At 57.8% G+C, this 21,215-nt stretch carries 27 protein-coding genes and 1 tRNA gene; 9 read left to right on the top strand and 19 right to left on the bottom strand.

The annotated features are described in order from the left end of the window. Positions 1–2 precede the first annotated feature (2 nt). From CWC48_RS06725 to sctU, 9 genes are read left to right on the top strand one after another with little or no spacing between them, the layout of a single operon-like run. Positions 3–902 (top strand): FHA domain-containing protein, encoded by a 900-nt coding sequence (locus tag CWC48_RS06725; RefSeq protein ID WP_100492500.1) that lies wholly within the window; start codon positions 3–5, stop codon positions 900–902. Positions 903–910: 8 nt separating this feature from the next. Beyond that, entirely contained in the window at positions 911–2,257 is a 1,347-nt protein-coding gene (locus tag CWC48_RS06720; RefSeq protein ID WP_214496704.1) for a FliI/YscN family ATPase, read from the top strand. Next, positions 2,244–2,672: a YscO family type III secretion system apparatus protein gene (locus CWC48_RS06715; protein WP_078046765.1), complete on the top strand. Its 429-nt coding sequence runs from the start codon at positions 2,244–2,246 to the stop codon at positions 2,670–2,672. Before CWC48_RS06720 ends, CWC48_RS06715 begins: the two co-directional genes overlap by 14 nt. Further along, positions 2,669–3,130, top strand: coding sequence for a type III secretion system HrpP C-terminal domain-containing protein (locus tag CWC48_RS06710; RefSeq protein WP_100491536.1), 462 nt, complete (start codon positions 2,669–2,671; stop codon positions 3,128–3,130). The genes CWC48_RS06715 and CWC48_RS06710 overlap by 4 nt, the downstream gene beginning before the upstream one ends. Beyond that, complete coding sequence (locus CWC48_RS06705) at positions 3,124–4,137, top strand: FliM/FliN family flagellar motor switch protein (protein WP_100491535.1); 1,014 nt, start codon at positions 3,124–3,126, stop codon at positions 4,135–4,137. The genes CWC48_RS06710 and CWC48_RS06705 overlap by 7 nt, the downstream gene beginning before the upstream one ends. Next, the gene (sctR, locus tag CWC48_RS06700; RefSeq protein ID WP_078046768.1) at positions 4,134–4,787 is read left to right on the top strand and encodes a type III secretion system export apparatus subunit SctR; all 654 of its coding nucleotides are present in this window, start codon (positions 4,134–4,136) and stop codon (positions 4,785–4,787) included. Before CWC48_RS06705 ends, sctR begins: the two co-directional genes overlap by 4 nt. 7 nt (positions 4,788–4,794) lie before the next feature. Continuing rightward, entirely contained in the window at positions 4,795–5,058 is a 264-nt protein-coding gene (gene sctS, locus CWC48_RS06695) for a type III secretion system export apparatus subunit SctS (protein WP_065888055.1), read from the top strand. A gap of 10 nt (positions 5,059–5,068) precedes the next feature. After that, the gene (sctT, locus tag CWC48_RS06690) at positions 5,069–5,857 is read left to right on the top strand and encodes a type III secretion system export apparatus subunit SctT (protein ID WP_078046769.1); all 789 of its coding nucleotides are present in this window, start codon (positions 5,069–5,071) and stop codon (positions 5,855–5,857) included. Then, on the top strand, positions 5,854–6,951 hold the full coding sequence (sctU, locus tag CWC48_RS06685) for a type III secretion system export apparatus subunit SctU (RefSeq protein WP_100491534.1): 1,098 nt from the start codon (positions 5,854–5,856) through the stop codon (positions 6,949–6,951). Before sctT ends, sctU begins: the two co-directional genes overlap by 4 nt. Here the strand turns inward: sctU and CWC48_RS06680 are convergent, their stop codons facing one another. From CWC48_RS06680 to CWC48_RS06590, 19 genes are all read right to left on the bottom strand, one after another. Then, positions 6,952–7,290, bottom strand: coding sequence for a transcriptional regulator (locus tag CWC48_RS06680; protein ID WP_078046771.1), 339 nt, complete (start codon positions 7,288–7,290; stop codon positions 6,952–6,954). An 11-nt stretch (positions 7,291–7,301) separates the two neighbouring features. Continuing rightward, complete coding sequence (gene hrpT / locus CWC48_RS06675; protein ID WP_078046772.1) at positions 7,302–7,505, bottom strand: HrpT family type III secretion system protein; 204 nt, start codon at positions 7,503–7,505, stop codon at positions 7,302–7,304. Beyond that, positions 7,502–9,637: a type III secretion system outer membrane ring subunit SctC gene (gene sctC / locus CWC48_RS06670; protein WP_100491533.1), complete on the bottom strand. Its 2,136-nt coding sequence runs from the start codon at positions 9,635–9,637 to the stop codon at positions 7,502–7,504. The genes hrpT and sctC overlap by 4 nt, the downstream gene beginning before the upstream one ends. 14 nt (positions 9,638–9,651) lie before the next feature. Beyond that, positions 9,652–10,044 (bottom strand): hypothetical protein, encoded by a 393-nt coding sequence (locus tag CWC48_RS06665; RefSeq protein WP_078046774.1) that lies wholly within the window; start codon positions 10,042–10,044, stop codon positions 9,652–9,654. A 1-nt stretch (position 10,045) separates the two neighbouring features. Next, entirely contained in the window at positions 10,046–10,261 is a 216-nt protein-coding gene (locus CWC48_RS06660) for a hypothetical protein (RefSeq protein ID WP_100491532.1), read from the bottom strand. Positions 10,262–10,349: 88 nt separating this feature from the next. Beyond that, the gene (sctL, locus tag CWC48_RS06655) at positions 10,350–10,946 is read right to left on the bottom strand and encodes a type III secretion system stator protein SctL (RefSeq protein ID WP_100491531.1); all 597 of its coding nucleotides are present in this window, start codon (positions 10,944–10,946) and stop codon (positions 10,350–10,352) included. A 14-nt stretch (positions 10,947–10,960) separates the two neighbouring features. After that, a complete protein-coding gene (locus CWC48_RS06650) occupies positions 10,961–11,506 on the bottom strand; it encodes a type III secretion protein (protein ID WP_100491530.1) in 546 nt (181 codons plus the stop codon). Beyond that, positions 11,499–12,284, bottom strand: a complete 786-nt coding sequence (sctJ, locus tag CWC48_RS06645; RefSeq protein WP_099493988.1) for a type III secretion system inner membrane ring lipoprotein SctJ — start codon at positions 12,282–12,284, stop codon at positions 11,499–11,501. Before sctJ ends, CWC48_RS06650 begins: the two co-directional genes overlap by 8 nt. Before the next feature lie 6 nt (positions 12,285–12,290). Beyond that, positions 12,291–12,650 (bottom strand): hypothetical protein, encoded by a 360-nt coding sequence (locus tag CWC48_RS30510; protein WP_256581612.1) that lies wholly within the window; start codon positions 12,648–12,650, stop codon positions 12,291–12,293. A gap of 64 nt (positions 12,651–12,714) precedes the next feature. After that, complete coding sequence (locus CWC48_RS06635) at positions 12,715–12,903, bottom strand: hypothetical protein (RefSeq protein ID WP_078046779.1); 189 nt, start codon at positions 12,901–12,903, stop codon at positions 12,715–12,717. 171 nt (positions 12,904–13,074) lie between these two features. Then, positions 13,075–14,001: a sigma 54-interacting transcriptional regulator gene (locus CWC48_RS06630; protein ID WP_099493990.1), complete on the bottom strand. Its 927-nt coding sequence runs from the start codon at positions 13,999–14,001 to the stop codon at positions 13,075–13,077. Between the two features lie 271 nt (positions 14,002–14,272). Continuing rightward, positions 14,273–15,373, bottom strand: coding sequence for a redox-regulated ATPase YchF (gene ychF, locus CWC48_RS06625; protein WP_078046781.1), 1,101 nt, complete (start codon positions 15,371–15,373; stop codon positions 14,273–14,275). Between the two features lie 21 nt (positions 15,374–15,394). Further along, positions 15,395–15,979, bottom strand: coding sequence for an aminoacyl-tRNA hydrolase (gene pth, locus CWC48_RS06620; RefSeq protein WP_010213318.1), 585 nt, complete (start codon positions 15,977–15,979; stop codon positions 15,395–15,397). Between the two features lie 167 nt (positions 15,980–16,146). Continuing rightward, positions 16,147–16,746, bottom strand: coding sequence for a 50S ribosomal protein L25/general stress protein Ctc (locus tag CWC48_RS06615; protein ID WP_034102008.1), 600 nt, complete (start codon positions 16,744–16,746; stop codon positions 16,147–16,149). A gap of 137 nt (positions 16,747–16,883) precedes the next feature. Beyond that, positions 16,884–17,825 (bottom strand): ribose-phosphate pyrophosphokinase, encoded by a 942-nt coding sequence (locus tag CWC48_RS06610; protein WP_003208392.1) that lies wholly within the window; start codon positions 17,823–17,825, stop codon positions 16,884–16,886. A 45-nt stretch (positions 17,826–17,870) separates the two neighbouring features. Then, positions 17,871–17,945, bottom strand: a tRNA-Gln gene (locus tag CWC48_RS06605). Between the two features lie 36 nt (positions 17,946–17,981). Beyond that, entirely contained in the window at positions 17,982–18,833 is an 852-nt protein-coding gene (gene ispE / locus CWC48_RS06600) for a 4-(cytidine 5'-diphospho)-2-C-methyl-D-erythritol kinase (protein WP_100491529.1), read from the bottom strand. 1 nt (position 18,834) lies between these two features. After that, entirely contained in the window at positions 18,835–19,452 is a 618-nt protein-coding gene (gene lolB / locus CWC48_RS06595; protein WP_100491528.1) for a lipoprotein insertase outer membrane protein LolB, read from the bottom strand. Positions 19,453–19,456: 4 nt separating this feature from the next. Further along, positions 19,457–21,181, bottom strand: coding sequence for a tetratricopeptide repeat protein (locus CWC48_RS06590; protein ID WP_078046784.1), 1,725 nt, complete (start codon positions 21,179–21,181; stop codon positions 19,457–19,459). Positions 21,182–21,215 lie beyond the last annotated feature (34 nt).

Here is a 21,215-nt window from a genome sequence, read left to right as displayed (position 1 = left end):
TGATGTTCGAGTTGCGCGTGCTTGATGGACGGCACCAGGGGGCTGCGCTGCCTTTGTTTGGTGAGCAGTGGAGCATCGGTGCCCATGGCGATGCAGACCTGGTGCTGAGCGACCCTGGCATCGCCGAGCAGCATGCACGGCTGAGGCTCATCGACGCGAACTGGTCGGTGCAGGCCGAAGCCGGACTGCTGCGCGGGGCTGATGGTCGGGTGCTGGCTCAGATTCCGTGCCTGGCGCTCGATACCGTTTTTTCGGTGGGGGCCGTGCGGCTGTGTGTCAGCCTGGCCGATGAACCCTGGCCCCGATCACCCGCCCCAGCAACGCTAGCGTCGCCCGTCGTCAATGAGCCGGCGCGGGGGCTCAAATTATCGACTATCTCCCATTCCCAGCAAAAGCGCCTGATCAGCCTCGTGTTGGCGGTAACGGTCATCTTCATCGTGGTGGGTATGGCCTTCAACGGTGAGCCTGAGGCCAAGGCTTCCTTGACGCCGCCTGTGGTGCAGAAGCAGGCGTTGGGCTCACCGTTTGAAGTGCGCCAACAGCTGTTGAAAATGCTCAGCGAGCGTGAGCTGAGCCAGCGCGTCAACTTGCAGGTGATCAATGGCCAGGTCGTGCTTGATGGTGACGTTTCCCAGGATGATGTAGAGCTGGTCGCGCGCATGCTCAACCGTTTTGGCGAGCAATACGACAATGCCATACCGGTGATCAGCCGTGTACGTGCGCGCGACGGAGCCTTGCCGTTCAAGATTGTGCAGATCGTGGGCGGGCCCAATGCTCATGTGGTCCTGGAAGAGGGTAGCCGGCTGTTTATTGGCGATGAGGTGGATGGCCTGCGCCTGGTACTGATCGACAACAGCAAAGTGGTGTTCGATGGCGTGCAGCGTTATGAGGTGCGCTGGTGAACACGCAAATGCAAGCGCGCCTCGATGCCTGGCAACAGCGCCAGGCCCAGTCGTTGGCCACTTTCGCACCCGTTACCGTGCGGGGGCGCATCCAGCGCGTCAACGGCATGTTATTGCAGTGCCGACTGCCCCAGGCGCGTATTGGGGATCTGTGCCAAGTGGAGAAAAAGCCGGGCGACTACATGCTCGCCGAGATCATCGGTTTTGATCAACAGGATGCCGTACTCAGTGCGCTGGGCAACCTGGAAGGCGTGCAGGTGGGTGCCGGCGTCGAGCGCCTGGGGGTATCCCATCGGGTACAGGTCAGCGACGCACTGCTGGGCCAGGTGCTGGATGGTTTCGGGCGACCGATTGCGGGAGAGGGGCCCAGCGCGTTTGTCGAGGCCGACTTGCCCGATACCAGCGCGGTGCTGTGCGAGGCGCCGTTGCCCACCGAGCGGCCACGCATCCACCGCGCGCTCGCTACCGGGGTGCGCTCGATCGACGGCCTGCTGACGCTGGGCGAAGGCCAGCGTGTGGGCCTGTTCGCCGGGGCGGGTTGCGGCAAAACCACCTTGTTGGCCGAGATCGCCCGTAACGTGGAGTGCGATGTCATCGTATTCGGCCTGATTGGCGAGCGGGGCCGCGAGCTGCGCGAGTTTCTCGATCATGAGCTGGATGAACAGCTGCGCTCCAAGGCGGTGTTGGTGTGTGCCACGTCCGATCGCTCCAGCATGGAGCGAGCACGAGCGGCCTTCACGGCGACCGCATTGGCTGAGGGATTTCGCCGCAAGGGCAAACGTGTGTTGCTGCTGATCGACTCCCTGACCCGTTTCGCCAGGGCCCAGCGCGAAATCGGCCTGGCCGCCGGCGAACCCCTCGGTCGCGGCGGCCTGCCACCTTCGGTCTACAGCCTGTTGCCACGGCTGGTAGAGCGCGCCGGGTTGACCAAGGACGGCGTGATCACGGCGATCTATACGGTGCTGATCGAGCAGGACTCGATGAACGACCCGGTGGCTGATGAGGTTCGCTCGCTGCTCGACGGCCATATCGTGCTGTCTCGTAAGTTGGCCGAGCGTGGGCACTATCCCGCGGTGGACGTGCTGGCGAGCTTGTCGCGGATCCTGAGCAATGTCGCCGAGCCTGCGGATATCCAGGCGGGTACCGCGTTGCGACGGTTGCTGTCGGCCTATCAGCAGATCGAGCTGATGCTCAAGCTGGGGGAATACCAGCCAGGCAGCGATGCCTTGACCGACCTGGCAGTGGACAGCCGCCAGGCCGTCGATGGTTTTCTGCGTCAGGACTTGCGTGAGCCTTCCCCGATGGCAATGACGCTGGAGCAACTCAAGGAGCTGACCGCTTATGTCCCATTCTGACGAGCTGCTAGGTGAGGTCGAAACGCTGCGCCGCCTGCGCCGTCACCGGGCAGACCGGGCCGAGCGCGCTTTGCGTGAAGCGAAGCGAGCCCAGCAGGCCCTGCTTGCACATATCCAGCAAGCCCAGGACACCCTTGAGCAGACCCAACTGGAAGAGGCCCAGCAGAGTGCTCGGTTGCTCAGTCAGCATCAGGGCCAGGTACTGAGCCTGCGGGACCTGAAAGCCTGGGGCTCGCAGGAGCGCGGCTTGTCTGCCAATACCCGGCGGGGTATCGGGGAGTTGGAGGTCTTGCGAGGCCAGCAAGCAGAGAAGCAGGCCCGCGTCGGCAGTGCCCAGAAACAGGCCACTGAGTGCCTACGACAAGTGGAAAAGCTTCAGGAGTTATCCCTTTTACTGGTGCAGGAGTCGGTATGACCCAGGTTTCAGATAGACCTGCTGAACGCCCACGGGTGCGTGAACAACGAGAGGAGCGTGAGCTCGGAGCGGGAGGCGTTGTGCCTGAGGCGTTGACGCGGTTGTTCAACCAGTTGTGGGCGGATGACGGTGAGGGCTCAGGCGGGGGGGCTTCCCTGTCGGGATCAAAGTTATTGGGCGGTGCCGCGATGATCGAGGCGCTTGCCGAACAACTGGCGCCACGTCTGCTGGCCACTTCGCAGTGGCCGCTTCAGGCCGTGTTGTACTTGCCTCGCCTGGGGCGAATCAATGCCACTGTGCGCCGTGAACAAAACAGCTGGAGTATCGACCTGGAGGCACAAGAGGATACGACGGCGCGTTGGCTCAGCAGCGTGAGGCAACAGTGTGAAGATCGCTTCGCACTCACGCTGGAACAGCCGGTCAGCCTGTTTGTGTCCAATGCCGGCTGCGCATGCTAGTGCCGTTGCTGACATTACCTTCGGTCAATGGCATTACAGTTGCCGCCCGGCGCAGGCTGGGGCGTGGCCTGTGCATGCCGTTTCAGGTAGCCGGGCAGCGTGGTCAGCTGCGGCTCGAACCCGGGCGCGCCCCTGCACGTGGTGAGGTGGTGTGCCTCGAAACGGTGTGTGGATTGCTGGCGCTTGCCGAGGCCGGGCCGCTGCTCAGCCTGCTGGGTGAGTGTCCTGTGACGCTGGCCCCGACGGGCAACGATCCGGACTCCTGGTTCTGGGAATTGTTCCAGTATCACCTGAGTCCTCAGGTGAAAACCCTGCTGGGCTATCTGCGATTGTTGGAGACCGAACCACCCAAGGCATTCGGCTGCCGCCTCAGTGTGAGCCTGGGGCAATCCCGGGTTGAGGGATATGTGTGGCTGGCTCCCGCGAGCTTCCTGGCCTTATGCGATGCCGGGCCATGGCGTGCCACAGCCGGGCCGATGCCCACCTCGTTCCGCCTGGCCATTGCAGTCACCCTCGGGCGCTTGCGGTTACCAATCGCGCAAGCACGCAGCCTGCGGACTGGAGATGTGCTGGTGCCTGAGCAGACCTTTTTTCAAGCCCAGGGCAGCGGTCATGTACAGGTTGGCAAACAACGACTGCATGGATGCATTGACGATAACAGTGGGCCGTTGTGCCTGACCCTTACTTCAATCGAGGACACGTCTGTGGACGAAGAATTCCTGGCTCCCCACTACTCCGGGGATGAGGGCGATGAGCCTGTGACGGACGTATTTGGCGACGAGCCGTTCGATGAGTTGAGCATGGCGCTGAATATACGCTGCGGCACGTTGAACCTGACCCTGGGCGAGTTGCGAAACCTCGCGCCGGGAGCGGTGTTGGGCATTGGCGGTTACGCGCCAGGCATGGCGGGCCTCTATTACGGTGACCGACCGATTGGCCTGGGACAGTTGGTGGAAGTCGATGGGCGCCTGGGGTTGCAACTGTCTCGCGTGATGTTCGGCCGATGATACTTCAGGGGTTGGACCCCTTAGTCCTGGCCGTGTTTCTGGCGGCATTATCGTTGATGCCCATGCTGTTAATCGTCTGCACGGCATTCCTGAAGATCGTGATTGTACTGATGATCACCCGTAACGCCATCGGTGTGCAGCAGGTGCCGCCGAGCATGGCCATCAATGGCATAGCGCTTGCGGCCACGCTATTTGTCATGGCGCCTGTAGGGTATGAAATCGCCGAAAGTGTCAAAGCTTCGCCGCTTGATCTGAGCAACGTACAAACGTTCCTGCAGACAGGAAATGAAGCCATCAAACCTTTGCGTGCCTTCATGTTACGCAACGTCGATGCGGATGTACTCACACACCTGCTGGAAAACACCGCACGCCTGTGGCCCGCGCAGATGGCCCAAGAGGTGCAGCGCGAAGACTTGATCCTGTTGATCCCGGCGTTCGTGCTGTCGCAGCTGCAGGCGGGATTCGAGATCGGCTTTCTGATCTATATCCCCTTCATCGTCATCGACTTGATTGTCTCCAATCTTCTGTTGGCGCTGGGCATGCAAATGGTCTCGCCGATGACCATTTCCCTGCCGCTCAAATTACTGTTGTTCGTGATGGTGTCCGGTTGGTCGCGATTGCTCGACAGTCTGTTCCTCTCCTATCTCTGAGTGGCTTATGGAACCCATCGTGCTGTTCAAGCAAGGCATGTTGCTGGTGGTCGTGCTGTCGGCACCGCCGTTGATCGTCGCGGTGGTGGTCGGGGTCATGACGTCCCTGGTGCAGGCGTTGATGCAGGTACAGGACCAGACGCTACCCTTCGGCATCAAGCTGGTGGCGGTGGGGATCACGCTGATCATGACCGGCCGTTGGATTGGCGTGGAGTTGATCCAACTGATCAACCTGACCTTTGACATGATCGGCCGATCGGCCCTGAACTGAGGCACTGCCCGTGCTGCTCTATCTCGAGTATTTGCCCAGCCTTTTGATCGGCATGGCGCGGATCTACCCCTGTGGCATTCTGGTGGCGGCGTTCTGTTTTCAGCATATAAAGGGCATGCCGCGCCATACCATCGTGATGGTGTTGGCCTTGATGCCTGCACCGGGTATCCATGCGGCGTTGGCAGGCCAGGATTACTCCGCGATTCTATTGGGTGCGTTAGTGCTCAAGGAGGTGGCCCTGGGCGTTCTGCTGGGCGTGCTGCTATCGATGCCGTTCTGGATGTTTGAGTCGGTGGGCGCTCTGCTGGATAACCAGCGTGGCGCCTTGGCCGGTGGCCAACTCAACCCGTCGCTGGGGCCGGACGCGACGCCGATCGGGCATTTGTTCAAGCAGTTGGCGATTTTCCTGCTGATGGTGAGCCTGGGGTTGGGGTCCTTGACCCAAGTGATCTGGGACAGTTACTTGATCTGGCCACCCACTGTGTGGTTCCCGCTGCCGGCGGCGAATGGGATGAGCGTGTTCATCGATCTGTTGGGCGATACCTTTACGCACATGTTGCTCTACGCCGCGCCGTTTATTGCAGCGTTGCTGTTGCTGGAGTTCGGCATTGCGCTGCTGGGGGTCTACAGCCAACAGTTACAAGTGAGTACGCTGGCGCCACCGGTCAAGAGCCTGGCGGGGATTGGTATTCTCCTGCTCTACTTTGCGCTGTTGCAGGACTTGATCGTCGGCCGCATGGGGCTGTTGGGCGATCTTAAACATTCACTGAGGCTGTTGATCAAGGTCGCTATCCCATGAGCGATTCCGGCGAAAAGAAGCACCCGGCGTCAGCCAAGAAACTGCGTGACCAACGCAAGAAAGGCCAGGTCGCCCAAAGCCAGGATGTGGCAAAGCTGGTGGCGCTGACGGCTATCAGCGAGATTGCCTTGTTCACTGCCGAGACCAGCCTGCAACGCTTCCAGCAATTGATGCTGCTGCCAATGTCGCGCCTGACTCAGCCCTTTGCGCGAGCGTTGGAGGAGGTGCTGCTTGAAGGGATGGTGGTGTTTTTCTCGTTCGCCTTGCTGATGGCCGGGCTGGCGATTGCTGCCAAGCTGATCAGCAGTTGGATGCAGTTCGGGATGCTGTTTGCACCAGAGACTTTGAAGCTGGATTTCAACCGCCTCAACCCGATCAGTCAGGTCAAGCAAATGTTCTCCGCCCAACAGTTGATGAACCTGCTGATGAGCATCGTGAAAGCGTGTCTTATCGCCTTGATTCTGTATGTAGTGATCTGGCCGTCATTGGGCACTCTGATCAACCTGGCCACCAGTGATTTGCAGAGCTATATCCTGGCGTTGATTGCGCTGTTTCGGCACTTGCTGCACGCCTGCCTCGGCATGCTCCTGGTATTGGCGCTTATCGACCTGATAATGGTGAAGCACTTTTTTGCCAAACGCATGCGCATGACCCAGGTGGAGGTGGTCAAAGAGTACAAGGACATGGAGGGCGACCCGCACGTCAAGGGTCAGCGGCGTTCGCTGGCGTATCAATTGGCTAATGAAGAACCCAAGGTCAAGCTCCCAAAGCTGGAAGAGTCCGACATGCTGGTGGTCAACCCGACGCACTTTGCCGTTGCCTTGTATTACCGACCCGGTAAAACACCGCTGCCCTTGCTGGTCAGCAAGGGCACGGATGACGAGGCCCGCAAACTGATCCAGCGCGCCAAGGCAGCTGACGTGCCAGTGATCCAATGTGTGTGGCTGGCCCGCACGCTCTACACGAAAAAACTGGGCGCAAGCATCCCCCGCGAGACCCTGCAGGCGGTAGCAGTGATTTATCGCACCTTGCGCGAACTCGATGATGAAGCCAAGCGTGAAACCCTGGAACTGCCCGAGCTTGAGCAGCGTTGATCAGCGGTCCAAGGCTTGCAGGTTTGCCAGTGAAAGCATCCGGCTGAGGATTCTGTCCAGCGTGCTGTGGGTTGCTGGCAGCGCGTGCCAGATCACCAGTGCGTCCTGGGCATCGAGGTAAATAAAACACCCATCGAATGCCAGCGCTTGCTCAAAGCGTCGTTCTAGAATTCGTTGTTGTTGCCCGGTCTGTAACGCTTCGCGAGCGACTTGCAGGGCAATACCCGGGCGGTTTCCGGCGCGCAGCGCGCACACCTGGATACCGGGTGCGAGGGACAGGCGAGTGGCAGTGCCACTCACCAGGTTGTCCAGAAACGCCTGGCGTTGATCGTCGGGCATTTCCGGGCGCCTCATCGCTGCAGTGACACCGTCTGGTAGTCCGGGCGCTCGCCGGCGGGGCCAGGCTCGACGCGCATCTGTGGCGGCCACCAGATCACCATCTTGTCCGTGGTCGATTGCGGGCGTGAGCAAGAATCACCCTTGCAGGTGGGCGTACAACCGCTGACGAGCAATGCTATGCCGATCGAGATGACGCATAAAGGTCTGAGTTTCATGGCAGGGCCTTCTGAGCAGGAGTGATCAAGGACGGACGGGGCACACTGAGGTGTTCATCCTTCACCACCGGACGCATGGCGATAAATACCTCGGCTTCTTCACCTGGCTTGAGCCAGGCGCGCGGCCACACGGTGACTGCCAAGGTCTGCGAGTTGCTGCACTCTTTCTCGTCGATACGTACGTTGCGGTTGAATTGGTTGCGCAATACCACGACCGCCACGTTGTATTCCGGGCCTGCGTACCACTGGCTGCGCTCGGTGTTCAGTGACAGCAGGTTGCGGGTGCTGCATAAGGTGTTCAGCCCCAAAGGCATTGGTGCTGCCTTGAAAGCCTTGGGGACTTCCCCACTGACCAGATGCGCCAGGGTGGTGGTAATGTCACTGCGTTTTATGACGGGCTGATGGGGAGAGTACCGTCGTGCCAGCGGGGCTAAGGCCGCCTGCAACTCGGCCTGATCGGCTTGCGGTAAGTAGCGCGACGGATCGTCCTGGTCGCCGATGACGCGCGGGGTGAGGATGAACAGGCGTTCACGGCGATTGCTCTGGCGTTCGGTCGAGGAAAACAGTGCCTTGCCCAACAGTGGGATATCGCCCAGCAGAGGAATCTTTCTCTGCTTGTCGGTACTTTCAGTGACATGGAACCCGCCAACCACCAGCGAACGCTTTTCTGCCATTACCGCTTGGGTGCTGACCTTGCCCCGGCGTACATCAAGGTGATTGGGGTCAGCGTTGCTCTCGTCGAAGTTGCCATCTTCGATGTCCACTGCCAAATGGATCTGGTGGCCGCCTCGACTGGTGGTAACCCTGGGGACCACCTGGAAACTGGTGCCCACGGTGACGGGCAAAATGGATGCATATTCACTGCCGGGAGTGAGGTACTGGGTGCGGTTGAAGTCGATTACTGCTGGTTGGTTTTCCAGGGTAAGCACCGAAGGGTTCGAGACCATGGTTGCCAGTCCCTTTTCTTCCAGTGCGCGAATATCGGCATAGAAACGATCGCGGTTTTCAATCGACAGCTGCGACGAGGTGCCGGGTGCCATGTTGACACCGCCCCGGAAGCGGCTGTTCTGGAACCCCCAGTTCACCCCGAATTCACGCAACTGCGTACGCTCGATGTCGAGAATGATCGCATCGATTTCGATCAGCTTGCGCGCGACGTCGAGCTGGTTGATCAGCTCGCGGTACATGGCCTGGCGTTCAGGCAAGTCATAGATCAGCACGGCGTTATTGCGCACATCGGCTTCGACGCGGATTCGACTTGTAGATGTCGGTGCGCGCGCGGTCATTGTCGGGCTGGCATCCAACTGCCCGGTATTGCCATTTGCGCCGAGCATCTGGCCCAACAGCGGGTTGGTCAACCGGGGCAGGTTGGGTGTCAGGAGAGCGGGTTGGGGGGCGGGTGGTTGGCTCAGCCCCGCCAGCGTAGAAGTAGAGCGCGGCTCCAGCAGGCTACGCAGAATGCTGGCGACTCCGGGAATGATGAGTTTTTCGCCGCGATAGTCCAGCGTGCGGTCCGCGGCATTGGCGAATTTCAGCGGGTAACTCAGCACGCTCTGTTTCTCATCGGTTGAGCGACGTTTACTGCTGAACTGCTTGACCTGTTCGATATAGGTTTTGGGGCCGGAGACGAGCACGACACCGTCTTCCGGCAACTCGCCCCAACCGAAACGGCCATCGAGTAGCCCGATGTCGGTCAGTGCCTGCTTAAGGTCGGAAATCGTCTCGGAGGAGACTTCCAGGCGCTCAGACTGCTGCTGGTCCAGCGTGCTGATGAACAGAGTGTTGTTGTACAGATACCACTGGAAGCGATGCTCAACCCCCAGCCGGTCCAGCATCGACTGTGGCGTATTCGCGCGGATTTTGCCGTTGACGTTGCTTTCCAGCAGGCCCTCGATCTGCAGTTTGGTGCCGAAGGTCTGGGCGAAATCTTCGAGTACGTCCCGAAGAGGCTTGTGCTCGGCCTCATAGGCATAGGCGGTGTTTTTCCATTCCGGGGGGATGGCAGCGAAGGCGTTTCCAGTAGGGGCAAGCAACCAGGGCAGTATCAACAGGCCGCGCCAGTACGGTGTTCTTGAGCGTTTCTCGCGCAGGTGCAGGAGCAAGCTTAAGTGCTTGTCAGTCTTGTTATCCATTTAGGATTCTCTTTCTAAAGTGCCAGCGAGCGTAGCGGTGAGGGAGGGCGTTTGAGGTGCTGCTTAACCTGGCGCGCGACAACCGCGCGCCAGGTGTCGCGTTGGTTGAGCAGTTGTTCGATGGTATTGAGCAGAAGGCGCGTCTGGTGTCTGTCCGGTATGCACTGAGCCAGCCACAGCGCACCGGTGACCGAAGCCTGGGCGAGCGCACCCTGAAAATGATTGAGGCTGGCTTCCCCTAGTCTCATCCACGTTTCCAAGGAGAACTGGGCGGGGCAGGGCGGCGTCAGTTGCACGCTTAGCTGAAACGATCCGAATTGACGCCGCAGGATGATTTCGTCGTCGCCTTCGAACAGCGACAGTTGCTCTTCATGACTACCCAACCAGCGAGTGATCAGTTCATCCACTTTACTGGACGCCGTCGAGCGCAGTTTTGAGTAGCATGTGTTCGGCGCGGACGTGCTCGTTGTAGGCAAACATGGACAGGCGCTGTGCCTTGGCCTGTTCAAAAAAAGCGACGTCTGTGTCCAGGGTGTCTGGACTATTCAAAAGTTTATCCAACCGATTAGATTCAAGATCGGCATGTTTTGACAGTCTGCTTCTCAGGCCCGCGGAGGTTTCCATAAATATAATCTCATGGTGTGTTCCTGCTATGTGGCACTCGAGATGCCACCAGTTCCATCTGCCACTAGCGCATTGAACTATCGTCTGCTCAAGGCTTCGGAGTCGACGGTGGGGTCTCCTGTATCAACAGCATGTCGCGCAGGGTGTGCCAGTCGATGTGGAAGTCGCCCTCCGTTGTTTCCAATACCAATGCCTGGGGCTTGACTCTTTCATCAGGCCGTACGGTCCAGAGCGTTATGTCCAACGCAGCGAGGCTGCATTCAAGATCCTCTCGCTCAGGGGGATGGCACAGCAGGCAGGCTTGGACCGATGGGAGTTGGTTGGCTGTCAATTGTTTGATCAAGGCGGTAAGGCGTTTTGCAGGCGGCACCTCCTCTAACAGATGGCAAAAGGCTTCGTTGGTGATTGCAGTTGCATAACGCTCCAGTTGCTCGCACATGATGAGCCGCTGATGTTCCCACTGTCCCAGCACGCGATCTGCCCTTCGCCAGAACTCCAGGTTTGCCTGTTCATGGAAGGTGTCACGTTGCTGTACGGCCTCACTCACCAGGTGATCAGCCTGTAGCTTCGCACGCTCTACCAGTTCGTAGGCTTGGGTACTCTGGCTGAGTATTTCTCGCTTTATCAGGACGTAGGCCAGATCAGAGGCCTTTTCATATAACTCAATCTTGCGTCGGCATAGCATGTTCGTGCCTTGTTTTATGAGCTCGGAAAATCTTCGTCATTGGGTGATATGACTCGCCAGACCAGTGCTTTCCAGAGCGTATCCAGTCGTCCACGTGTGTCTTCGAGTGCAAGCTGTTGGTATTCCAGCCGTCGCACACGCTGTGGGGGGAAGCGCAGTCGAAGGCGCTGCCAAACGGCGGGCTCCACCCAGGCCTGCAACAGATGCAGAGGGTCTGCGTCGCCAGGTAGCAGGGCTTCCAGGGTTATTGCTTTGGAGAGGCGCAAGCACCATAAATGCTGGGCGTCGCTGACGGCTCCATCGACGGGCCGATGGCAAATATGACCCAACAGCGCCAGCATCTGCTGCAGTTGCTCTGCTGATGCGAGTGCCAGTTGCAGAACCGCGCTTTGAGGCGGTAATGGGAGGCAGGGGGCGATGTTCAGGGCCACACTGGCCCGCGAGTGCTGAGCACGCCAGAGATCATCGAGCCCGATGCATTGGCTAAGTTCGTCCCATTCTTCATGGGCCTGGCTCCATGGGGAGAACCACCATTGCGCCCACGCCAGTGCCTCATTCATCAGGTTCTGTGGCCTTGCTTGCTTTCGCCAACAGGCTTTGCCGGTGTCTATGCCAAATCACTGCAGCCAGTATCCCAAGCACGCTGCCGATGAATGTCAGTGACGTAGTCACACGCCAAAACGTCAGGTCATTTTCGGGAAGCAGAAACGGCCCGAAGTAGCTCAGCCGTTGCTGCTCTTGATAAGCCGCTGCAGGTACGAAAATTACGCTCAGCTTTCGTGAGTTATCGACTTCTGTCGTCATGCCTGGGATGCTGCTGGCAACCATCCGGCGTACACGCCCACGGATATTGTCGGGTTCAAGTCTCGGGTCGTGCTTGATAAACACCGAAGCAGACGCCGGTTGAACAGGTTCTCCCGGTGCAACACGCTCGGGCAATACGACGTGTACCCGGGCGACGATGACGCCATCGATTTTAGATAGGGTGGCTTCCAGCTCTTGGGACAGGGCATAAATGTAGCGAGCGCGCTCCTCCATCGGAGTGGAGATAACCCCTTCCTTGCGGAAAGTGTCTCCCATTGTGGCGCGAGCCATCCGGGGTAGTCCTGCGGCCTCCAGTGTGCGAACGGCACGGCTGATGTCGCTGGCATTGACGATAACAACATCTCCGTCTTTGGCTGGGACTTTTCGAGCGCGTATATGTTTGTCCGCCAGTTCCGCGATGACCTCGTTGGCTTCCTGTTCGGAAAGTTGTCGACGCAGTTCAACGCTATCGGAACACCCTGCGAGCAGTACTACCAATGATAAAGCCAGCCCTGTGGCCAGAGAGTGAATCATGTTTACCTACTGCAAATTGCCGATTTTATCGATGAGCTGCGCGCCTTTGCCTACGCTCTTTACTAGCACTTGTGTCGTTATCATTGTGTCTGAAAGGTGAGAGGCGTAGTTAAGCCGAGCCTTTTCGTTGAATTGAGAGTTGAAGGCTTTCAGGCTATTTTTCATTGATCTTTTCGATTTTTCCAACGGCCGCAGTGCGTCAGCCAATACACCTGTGGTTGATGTTGGGATGTTGTGCCTTGTTGAAGGTCCCAGCTGTGAAGAAAAGAAATTCACGTCTTCGTTTTGATGTGGCGTACTGCCCTGAGTCAGATTCATGGTAGGGCGAAGTGAATGACCCAGCTGAAGTGAGCTTTCTATTTCCATACTGTACCTCGGGCGAGAAAAACTAAAAGGCCGCCCTCGTCCGTATACGAGGGCGGTTGTTCGATCAACGTATGGCGTCGATGTTCTTTTTCTGCTCAGTAATCTTGTACGCTTCAATGCCTTCTATCAGTGACTCGCGTGCCTCTTTTTTCCTTAAAGCCTTGAGGTCTGCGTTCTCGTCACCGCCGATGCCGCCACCGTCGTAATTGGAATAAATTGGGTTGTAGGGTGGTGTGTAACCAATACTGGACATAGGATCACTCCGTTATTGAAAAAAGATCTGGGTGTTTGGTCTATTGATATTAGATGCGTATTGAGTGCACCAGATATCAGACTCATAGCTTGAGTGGCGGGGGTGCGTAAAGAGGTTCCGGTGGTGATGGTGATGAGTGTTTCAAGGCGTTTCTTTTTTGTGTGCTGGGAATCAGTCGGCTGATATTTCCAGTAGTTTCATGCGGTAGTAAAGCGTGCGCTTGGCCATGCCCAGTTCCTCAGCACTCCCATCCACGCACTGAGCGTGACGGCGCAATGACTCCTCAATTAATACTTTTTCGATTTGCTGCAGACGCTGTTTCAAGTTTTTTTCGTTATCGGATGAGTCTGTCTTAGAGACGGACGAGAAAGGGGGAAGCCCCAGCACAAATCGCTTTACCGTGGATCGCAATTCGCGCGCGTTACCCCGCCAAGGGTGGCATAAAAGCTGCTGGATCAGCGCTTCTGAAGGGCGCTCTGCTGCGCAATGGAAGTATTCCGCCTCCTGTCTAACCATCTTGAGAAATAAAGGTATGATCCGCTCGCGGCGGTTGCGCAGTGCGGGGAGATGTATGCTGACAACGCTCAGGCGAAAGTAAAGGTCGCGCCTGAAAGCGCCTTGTTCAACCATTTCATAAAGTGATTGCTGGGCGGAGGCGATGACGCGCATATCCACGGGAATGAACCGTGTCGAGCCTAATCGCTCAACGCCTCGGGATTCCAGCACGCGTAGCAACTTGGCTTGTAACGCGAGCGGCATGCTGTCGATTTCATCCAGGTAAAGTGTGCCCAAGTGCGAGGCCTCGATAAAACCCGACCGCGATTGCACAGCACCGGTATAGGCTCCGGTATTGACGCCGAACAATTGACTTTCAGCAAGGCTCTCCGGAATAGCCGCGCAGTTCACCGCGACAAAGTTTCCACGTCGTCCGGATAAATTATGAATTCGCAGGGCTAGCGTGTCTTTACCTGTACCGGTTTCCCCAAGTAACAGGATATCAATATTGCGTGTAGCCGTAGCGTTGAGTGTGTTTTCAATATCAGGATCCTCAAAGTGCGGCGTATCTGTTTCATATCCATGATGATAGGAGGCCGACATAGTTGTTGTTACTCCACTGACATTTCAAAGCGCTGCCGTAATTGCTAAGTAGAGCGCAATTTTTCGACGCTGTCATCGTGTGCACGGGTAAAAAGCCGGGTATTGTAGTGTAGGAAAATTTGTTTATTTTGGTTTTTTTAGTTGGCTGGAGTGGTGGTGAGTAAGTTGTTTCTTGTATGTAGGATAAAGTTTGTATTTAACATGATCCATAAAATCATACACACAAAAAAGCCGACGCAGAGCGTCGGCTTTATGGGTGTTGCGCTAGCGTTTAAACGTTGAAGCGGAAATGCATCACATCGCCATCTTTCACGATGTATTCCTTACCTTCCAAACGCCACTTACCGGCTTCCTTGGTACCTGCTTCACCCTTGTACTGGATGAAATCGTTGTATGCGATCACTTCGGCGCGGATAAAACCCTTTTCGAAGTCGGTGTGGATCACACCGGCAGCCTGTGGCGCGGTGGCGCCGACCTTGACGGTCCACGCGCGGACTTCTTCGACGCCAGCGGTGAAGTAGGTCTGCAGGTTGAGCATTTCGTAGCCGGCACGAATCACGCGGTTCAGGCCAGGTTCGGTCAGGCCCAGGGCCTCGAGGAACATATCCTTTTCTTCGCCGTCATCAAGCTCGGCGATTTCGGCTTCGATCTTGTTGCACACCGGAACCACGATGGCGCCTTCTTCGTCGGCGATGGCCTTGACCACGTCCAGCAGCGGGTTGTTCTCGAAACCGTCTTCAGCGACGTTGGCGATGTACATCACAGGCTTGGTGGTCAGCAGGTGGAAGCCTTTGATCACGGCCTTCTCGTCAGCGCCCATGTTCTTCATCAGGCTGCGTGCAGGCTTGCCTTCGGTGAAGTGAGCGATCAACTGCTCCAGCAGGCCTTTCTGGACCACAGCGTCCTTGTCACCACCCTTGGCATTACGCGCGACTTTCTGCAGTTGCTTCTCGCAGCTGTCGAGGTCGGCGAAGATCAGTTCCAGGTCGATGATCTCGATGTCGCGTTTCGGGTCGACGCTGTTGGAGACGTGGATCACGTTTTCGTCTTCAAAGCAGCGGACCACGTGGGCGATGGCATCGGTCTCGCGGATGTTGGCCAGGAACTTGTTGCCCAGGCCTTCACCTTTCGAGGCGCCGGCGACCAGGCCAGCGATGTCGACGAACTCCATGGTGGTCGGCAGGATGCGCTTGGGGTTGACGATGGCCGCCAGGGCTTCCAGGCGCGGATCGGGCATAGGCACGATGCCGCTATTGGGCTCGATGGTGCAGAAGGGGAAGTTCTCCGCTGCGATACCGGACTTGGTCAGGGCGTTGAACAGGGTGGATTTGCCGACGTTGGGCAGGCCGACGATGCCGCAATTGAATCCCATGGTGTTTCCCCTCGGTAAGAGTCAGGCCTTCTGGCTGTGCAGGTTTTTCATCGCGCGGTTCCATTCACCGGCGAAGATATCCGGCAGCACGCCGAGGGCAAAGTCGATGCTGGCATCGAGTTTTTCCTGTTCGGCGCGTGGCGCACGACCCAGGACGAAATTTGAAACCATACTGGCAACGCCTGGGTGGCCAATGCCAAGCCGCAGACGGTAGAAATTATTCTGATTACCCAGCTGCGCGATGATGTCGCGCAGGCCGTTGTGCCCGCCATGCCCGCCGCCCAGCTTGAGCTTGGCAACACCGGGTGGCAGGTCCAATTCGTCATGGGCCACCAGGATTTCCTCGGGTTTGATCCGGAAGAAACCCGCAAGCGCCGCGACAGCCTGGCCGCTGCGGTTCATGTAGGTGGTGGGAATCAGCAGACGAACATCCTGACCCTGATGCGAGAAGCGTCCGGTCAGGCCAAAATATTTGCGATCTGCCACCAGGTTCACACCTTGGGCGTGGGCGATGCGCTCAACAAAAAGGGCCCCCGCGTTATGCCGGGTCTGTTCGTATTCGGCGCCTGGATTTCCCAGGCCAACGATCAGTTTAATGGCAGTCACGACAGGGGCCCTTCCTTTGGAGTTGTGGATAACATCGCCAGACCTGAGTGCGGCGAAAGTGGACAACACTACATCATTTACTCAAGAGTAAACGTCGCGTCATCGCCCGCTTTCTCGCTACGTTTCGGTCCGCGATGTTTCCTCAAGCTCCGGCAATACAGAGTGAATTACTCTGCAGCGCCTTCTTCTTCAGCTTCTGGAGCAACGCGTGGAGCGTGAACGTTGGCAACAGCTTTGTCATCACCGTGAGCCAGTGCGACAAACTCAACGCCTTTAGGTGCCTTGAGGTCGGACAGGTGAACGATAGCGCCGATTTCCAGAGCCGACAGGTCGACTTCGATGAACTCAGGCAGGTCTTTCGGCAGGCAGGTCACTTCGATTTCGTTCAGGACGTGCGAGATCTCGCCGCCTTTCTTGACCGGAGCTTCTTCACCAACAAAGTGCACAGGCACGATAGCGGTCAGTTTCTGGCCAGCTACAACGCGAACGAAGTCAGCGTGCATGATGAACTGCTTGGACGGGTGACGCTGCATCGCTTTAACGATGACGTTCTGCTTGGCGCCGTCGACGTTCAGCTCGATAACGTGGCTGTAGGCAGCTTCGTTTTCGAACAGCTTGGCGATTTCCTTGGCCAGGATGGTCACGGATTCAGCAGGCTTGTTACCACCGTATACAACGGCTGGGATGTTGGCGGCGTGACGCAGGCGGCGGCTCGCACCTTTCCCCAGGTCAGTACGCGCTTGGGCGTTCAGAGTAAAGTCGTTCATGTTGTATCTCCAAAATAGCCATCATCGAGCGGCGTTTGCGACCAGCGCCAGACTCGACATGGGCAAAAAAGCCCCGCCCCAACAGAATGTCGGGGCGGGGCGCTTTTCGTCAGTGGGATAGACCGTAGGTTTGACCCTTAACGGAACATCGCGCTGATCGATTCTTCATTGCTGATGCGGCGAACCGCCTCGGCAACAACCGGTGCGATATCCAGTTGACGGATACGCGAACAGGCTTGAGCAGCAGCGGACAACGGGATGGTGTTGGTCACCACCAGTTCGTCCAGCATTGAATTCTCGATGTTCTCGATCGCTCGGCCAGACAGCACAGGGTGTGTGCAGTAGGCGAAGACTTTAGCGGCACCGTGCTCTTTCAAGGCTTTCGCCGCGTGGCACAGGGTGCCGGCGGTGTCGACCATGTCATCAACCAGAATACAGGTACGCCCTTCGACATCACCGATGATATGCATCACTTCAGAGTGATTGGCTTTCTCACGGCGTTTGTCGATGATCCCGAGGTCCACGCCCAGGGATTTGGCAACAGCCCGTGCACGCACGACGCCACCAATGTCCGGGGACACGATCATCAGGTTTTCAAAGCGCTGGTCTTCGATGTCATCCACCAATACGGGGGAGCCGTAGATGTTATCTACAGGAATATCGAAGAACCCCTGGATTTGGTCAGCGTGCAGGTCAACCGTGAGAACACGGTCGATGCCTACCACGGTGAGCATGTCAGCCACGACTTTCGCGCTGATAGCCACACGTGCGGAACGCGGACGGCGATCCTGACGGGCATAACCAAAGTAAGGGATTACAGCTGTGATTCGAGTCGCTGAGGAGCGGCGGAAGGCATCAGCCATCACGACGAGTTCCATCAGGTTATCGTTGGTCGGAGCGCAAGTCGGCTGAATAATGAAGACGTCTTTACCGCGAACGTTTTCATTGATCTCGGCTGTAATTTCGCCGTCGGAGAATTTACCGACAGAGATGTCACCGAGAGGGATATGCAGCTGACGTACGACACGCCGAGCCAGATCGGGGTTAGCATTCCCCGTAAAGACCATCATCTTGGACACGCGCAGTACCTAGAGGCTGAGGGTAACCTGGATGAGTATAGAAAATGGCAGGGGCGGCTGGATTCGAACCAACGCATGGCAGGATCAAAACCTGCTGCCTTACCGCTTGGCGACGCCCCTGTATCTGTTGCAACGAGTGCCTAACACTCGGTTCCTTTAGAGCAGATTTTGCAGCTTGCGATGCAACATCGAAACGTTGCTTCCCTTTGCTACAAACCCTGTAAGGGTCTCTGTAAGAAGGGCCGAGACTTTATCAGCTTCAGCTTTGCTTGGGAAGCCCCCAAACACACAACTTCCAGTGCCGGTTAATTTTGCTTCGGTAAATTTACCTAACAAATTCAAAGCGTTACGTACCTCTGGATAACGCCTTGCTACAACCGGTAAGCAGTCATTTCGACTGTTTCCCTTGGGAACGGGGCGCACTTTAATGGGAGGAGAGTTACGTGTCAACAGTGGATCTGAAAAAATTTCTGCTGTACTTACAGATACTTGCGGAACAAGCACGACATACCACGGCTCCTCGGGGTATTCCGGGCTGAGTTTCTCGCCAACGCCCTCGGCAAAAGCCGCGTGCCCACGCACGAAAACCGGGACGTCGGCCCCCAGCGTCAGGCCCAGGGCCGCAAGGCGATCGTCATCCCAGCCCAGTTGCCACAAGTGGTTCAGCCCGAGCAATGTGGTCGCGGCATTTGAACTGCCGCCACCGATACCACCGCCCATGGGCAGGATTTTATCAATCCAGATATCGATGCCGAGCGTACAGCCGGATTGCTCCTGAAGTTTTTTCGCCGCCTTCACGATCAGGTTGCTGTCGTGAGGGACACCTTCGAAGTCGGTATGCAACTTGATGACGCCATCGTCGCGTACGGCGAATGTCAGCTCATCGCCGTAGTCGAGAAATTGAAACAGCGTCTGCAGCTCGTGGTAACCGTCTTCACGGCGGCCCAAGATGTGCAGCATCAGATTGAGTTTGGCCGGGGAGGGCAGGGTCAATGTTTGTACGGACACGTTATTGCCCCAGTTTGCGCGGTTGCCAGTCCTTGATCACCAGTGTGACATCAAGGTCGGGGCCATGCAGCTTGATACGTTCAGGCAGCCAATACCCGCTTTGTTCCACATAGCTCAAATATTCCACCTGCCAGCCATCCTGCTCCAGGGTGGCCAGGCGGCTGTCGCCATTAAGGCTCAGGCGACTCTTGCTGTCAGGTGCGGGCAAGCCACGTACCCACCAGACCAAGTGAGACACCGGCAGCTTCCAGCCAATCTGTTGTTCCAGCAGCTCTTCCGGGGAGGTGGCTTCGTAGCGGCCTTGGTTGGCCACCTCAAGGCTGACTTGGCCTGGTCGCCCGGTCAGGCGGGCTGCGCCGCGACCGAGCGGGCCGGAGAGGCGAATGTCGTAGTAATCCTGGCGTTGTAGCCAGAACAAGGTACCGCTGCCGGAGTCTTTCGGCGCACGTACACCGACTTTGCCTTCGATCTGCCAGCCATCGATGCTGCTGAGCTGGTCCTTGTGTTGCTTCCATTGCGCCGGGTTGCCCTGGCCCTCAACGGATTCACGGGCACCGAAGCCCGCGCAACCGGCGAGCAGGGCGATGAAATTGAAAATAATGAGGTGGCGCAAGAACATAAGCTTAAAGGGTCTCGGAGCCGGTCAGGCGTTTGATGGTGCCGCGCAGGACGGGGCTTTCAGGTTGTTCCTTGAGGAATTTTTCCCAGATCTGACGTGCTTCGCGCTGCTTGCCATTGGCCCACAGCACTTCGCCCAGGTGGGCAGCGACTTCCTGGTCCGGGAAGCGCTCCAGTGCCTGGCGCAGCAAGCGTTCGGCTTCGTCCAGGTTGCCCAGGCGGTAATTCACCCAGCCGAGGCTGTCGAGTACGGCCGGGTCTTCCGGGTTGAGCTTGTGGGCTTGCTCGATCAGCACCTTGGCTTCGTCGTAGCGCGTGGTGCGGTCGGACAGGGTGTAGCCCAAGGCGTTGAGGGCCATGGCATTGTCCGGGTCGCGCTTGATGATCAGGCGCAGGTCTTTTTCCATCTGCGCCAGGTCATTGCGTTTTTCCGCCTGCATGGCGCGGGTGTACAGCAGGTTCAAATCATCGGGGAACTGCAGCAAGGCTTGTTGCAGCAGTTTCCACGCCCGCTCGCCCTGATTGTTGGCCGACAGGGTTTCGGCCTGGATCAGGTACAGCTGGATCGCATAGTCCGGTTCGGCATCCCGCGCGGCGGCCAGGCGTTTTTCCGCCTCGTCGGTACGGCCATTGCTCATCAGGATATCGGCCTGGCGCAATTGGGCTGGCAGGTAGTCATTGCCGGGGCCGACCTGGGCGTATTCAAGCAGGGCAGCTTGTGGATCGTTACGTTCTTCGGCGATGCGGCCGAGATTCAAGTGCGCCGAATCCACGTGGCTCTCACGCTGGATCAGCTCTTCCAGGTAGCCCTTGGCCTCGTCCCAGGCCTTGGCTTCGAGGCACACCAGCGCCAGGGAGTAACGTAATTCGTCGTCATCCGGGTATTGCTGGACCAGGTTGGCGAACTGCACTTTGGCGTCCTCCATGCGGTCCTGTTCCACCAGCATGCGCGCGTAAGTCAGGCGCAGGCGCTTGTCGTCCGGATACTTCTTGATGCTTTTTTCCAGCAGCGGAATCGCTTCCTTGCCGCGGTTGAGGTTCTGCAGCAGGCGAGCGCGCAACAGGATCGGGGCGATTTCGCCTTCTTCCGGCGGGTTCTGCTCCAGCAGCTTCAACGCCGCGTCGGCTTCGTCATCCTGTTGCAGCAGCAATGCCTTGCCGAAGATCAGCTGGCTGTTCTTCGGATGTTTCTGCAGCAGGCGGTCGAAACTCTTCATCAGGCCATTGCGGGTGTCCTGGTCGGTGTCGGCAGCCGACAATGCGAGGAAATCGAAATGGGTGTCGCCCTTGCCCTGCAGGACTTTCTCCATATAAACCATGGAGTCGTCATAACGCCCGGCGCGTGCCAGTTGAATGGCTGCCGCCCGTTGTGCTTCCAAGTCGTCCGGGGCGTTTTTTGCCCAGATCAGCGACGTGTCCAGCGCAGCCTGGTCAGCGCCAAGGTATTCGGCGATGCGGAAGGCCCGCTCGGAAATGCCTGGATCCTGGGTGTTGATCGCCTGGGTCACGTAGTTATCCAGCGCAATGTCGAAGCGATTGCGTTGGCCGGCCAGCTCTGCGGTCAGCAGGCTGTACACCGTTTCTTCTGTGAACGAGGAATAAACCTTGGGCTTTTCAGGGGCTGGGGTGCTGTCTTCCACCGGCGGGGTACCGTCCGGCGACACGGGTGCCATGGCCTGGCAGCCGCTGAGGAAGACAAAAGCAAGGAGCAACGCGGAAGATCTATTCATATAGGAAGAGGACGACTAACCTGCGGTCGGATCA

The organism is Pseudomonas sp. S10E 269 (genome assembly GCF_002798465.1).
Lineage (GTDB): Bacteria > Pseudomonadota > Gammaproteobacteria > Pseudomonadales > Pseudomonadaceae > Aquipseudomonas > Aquipseudomonas pergaminensis.
This window is presented reverse-complemented; position numbering and strand designations above follow the sequence as displayed.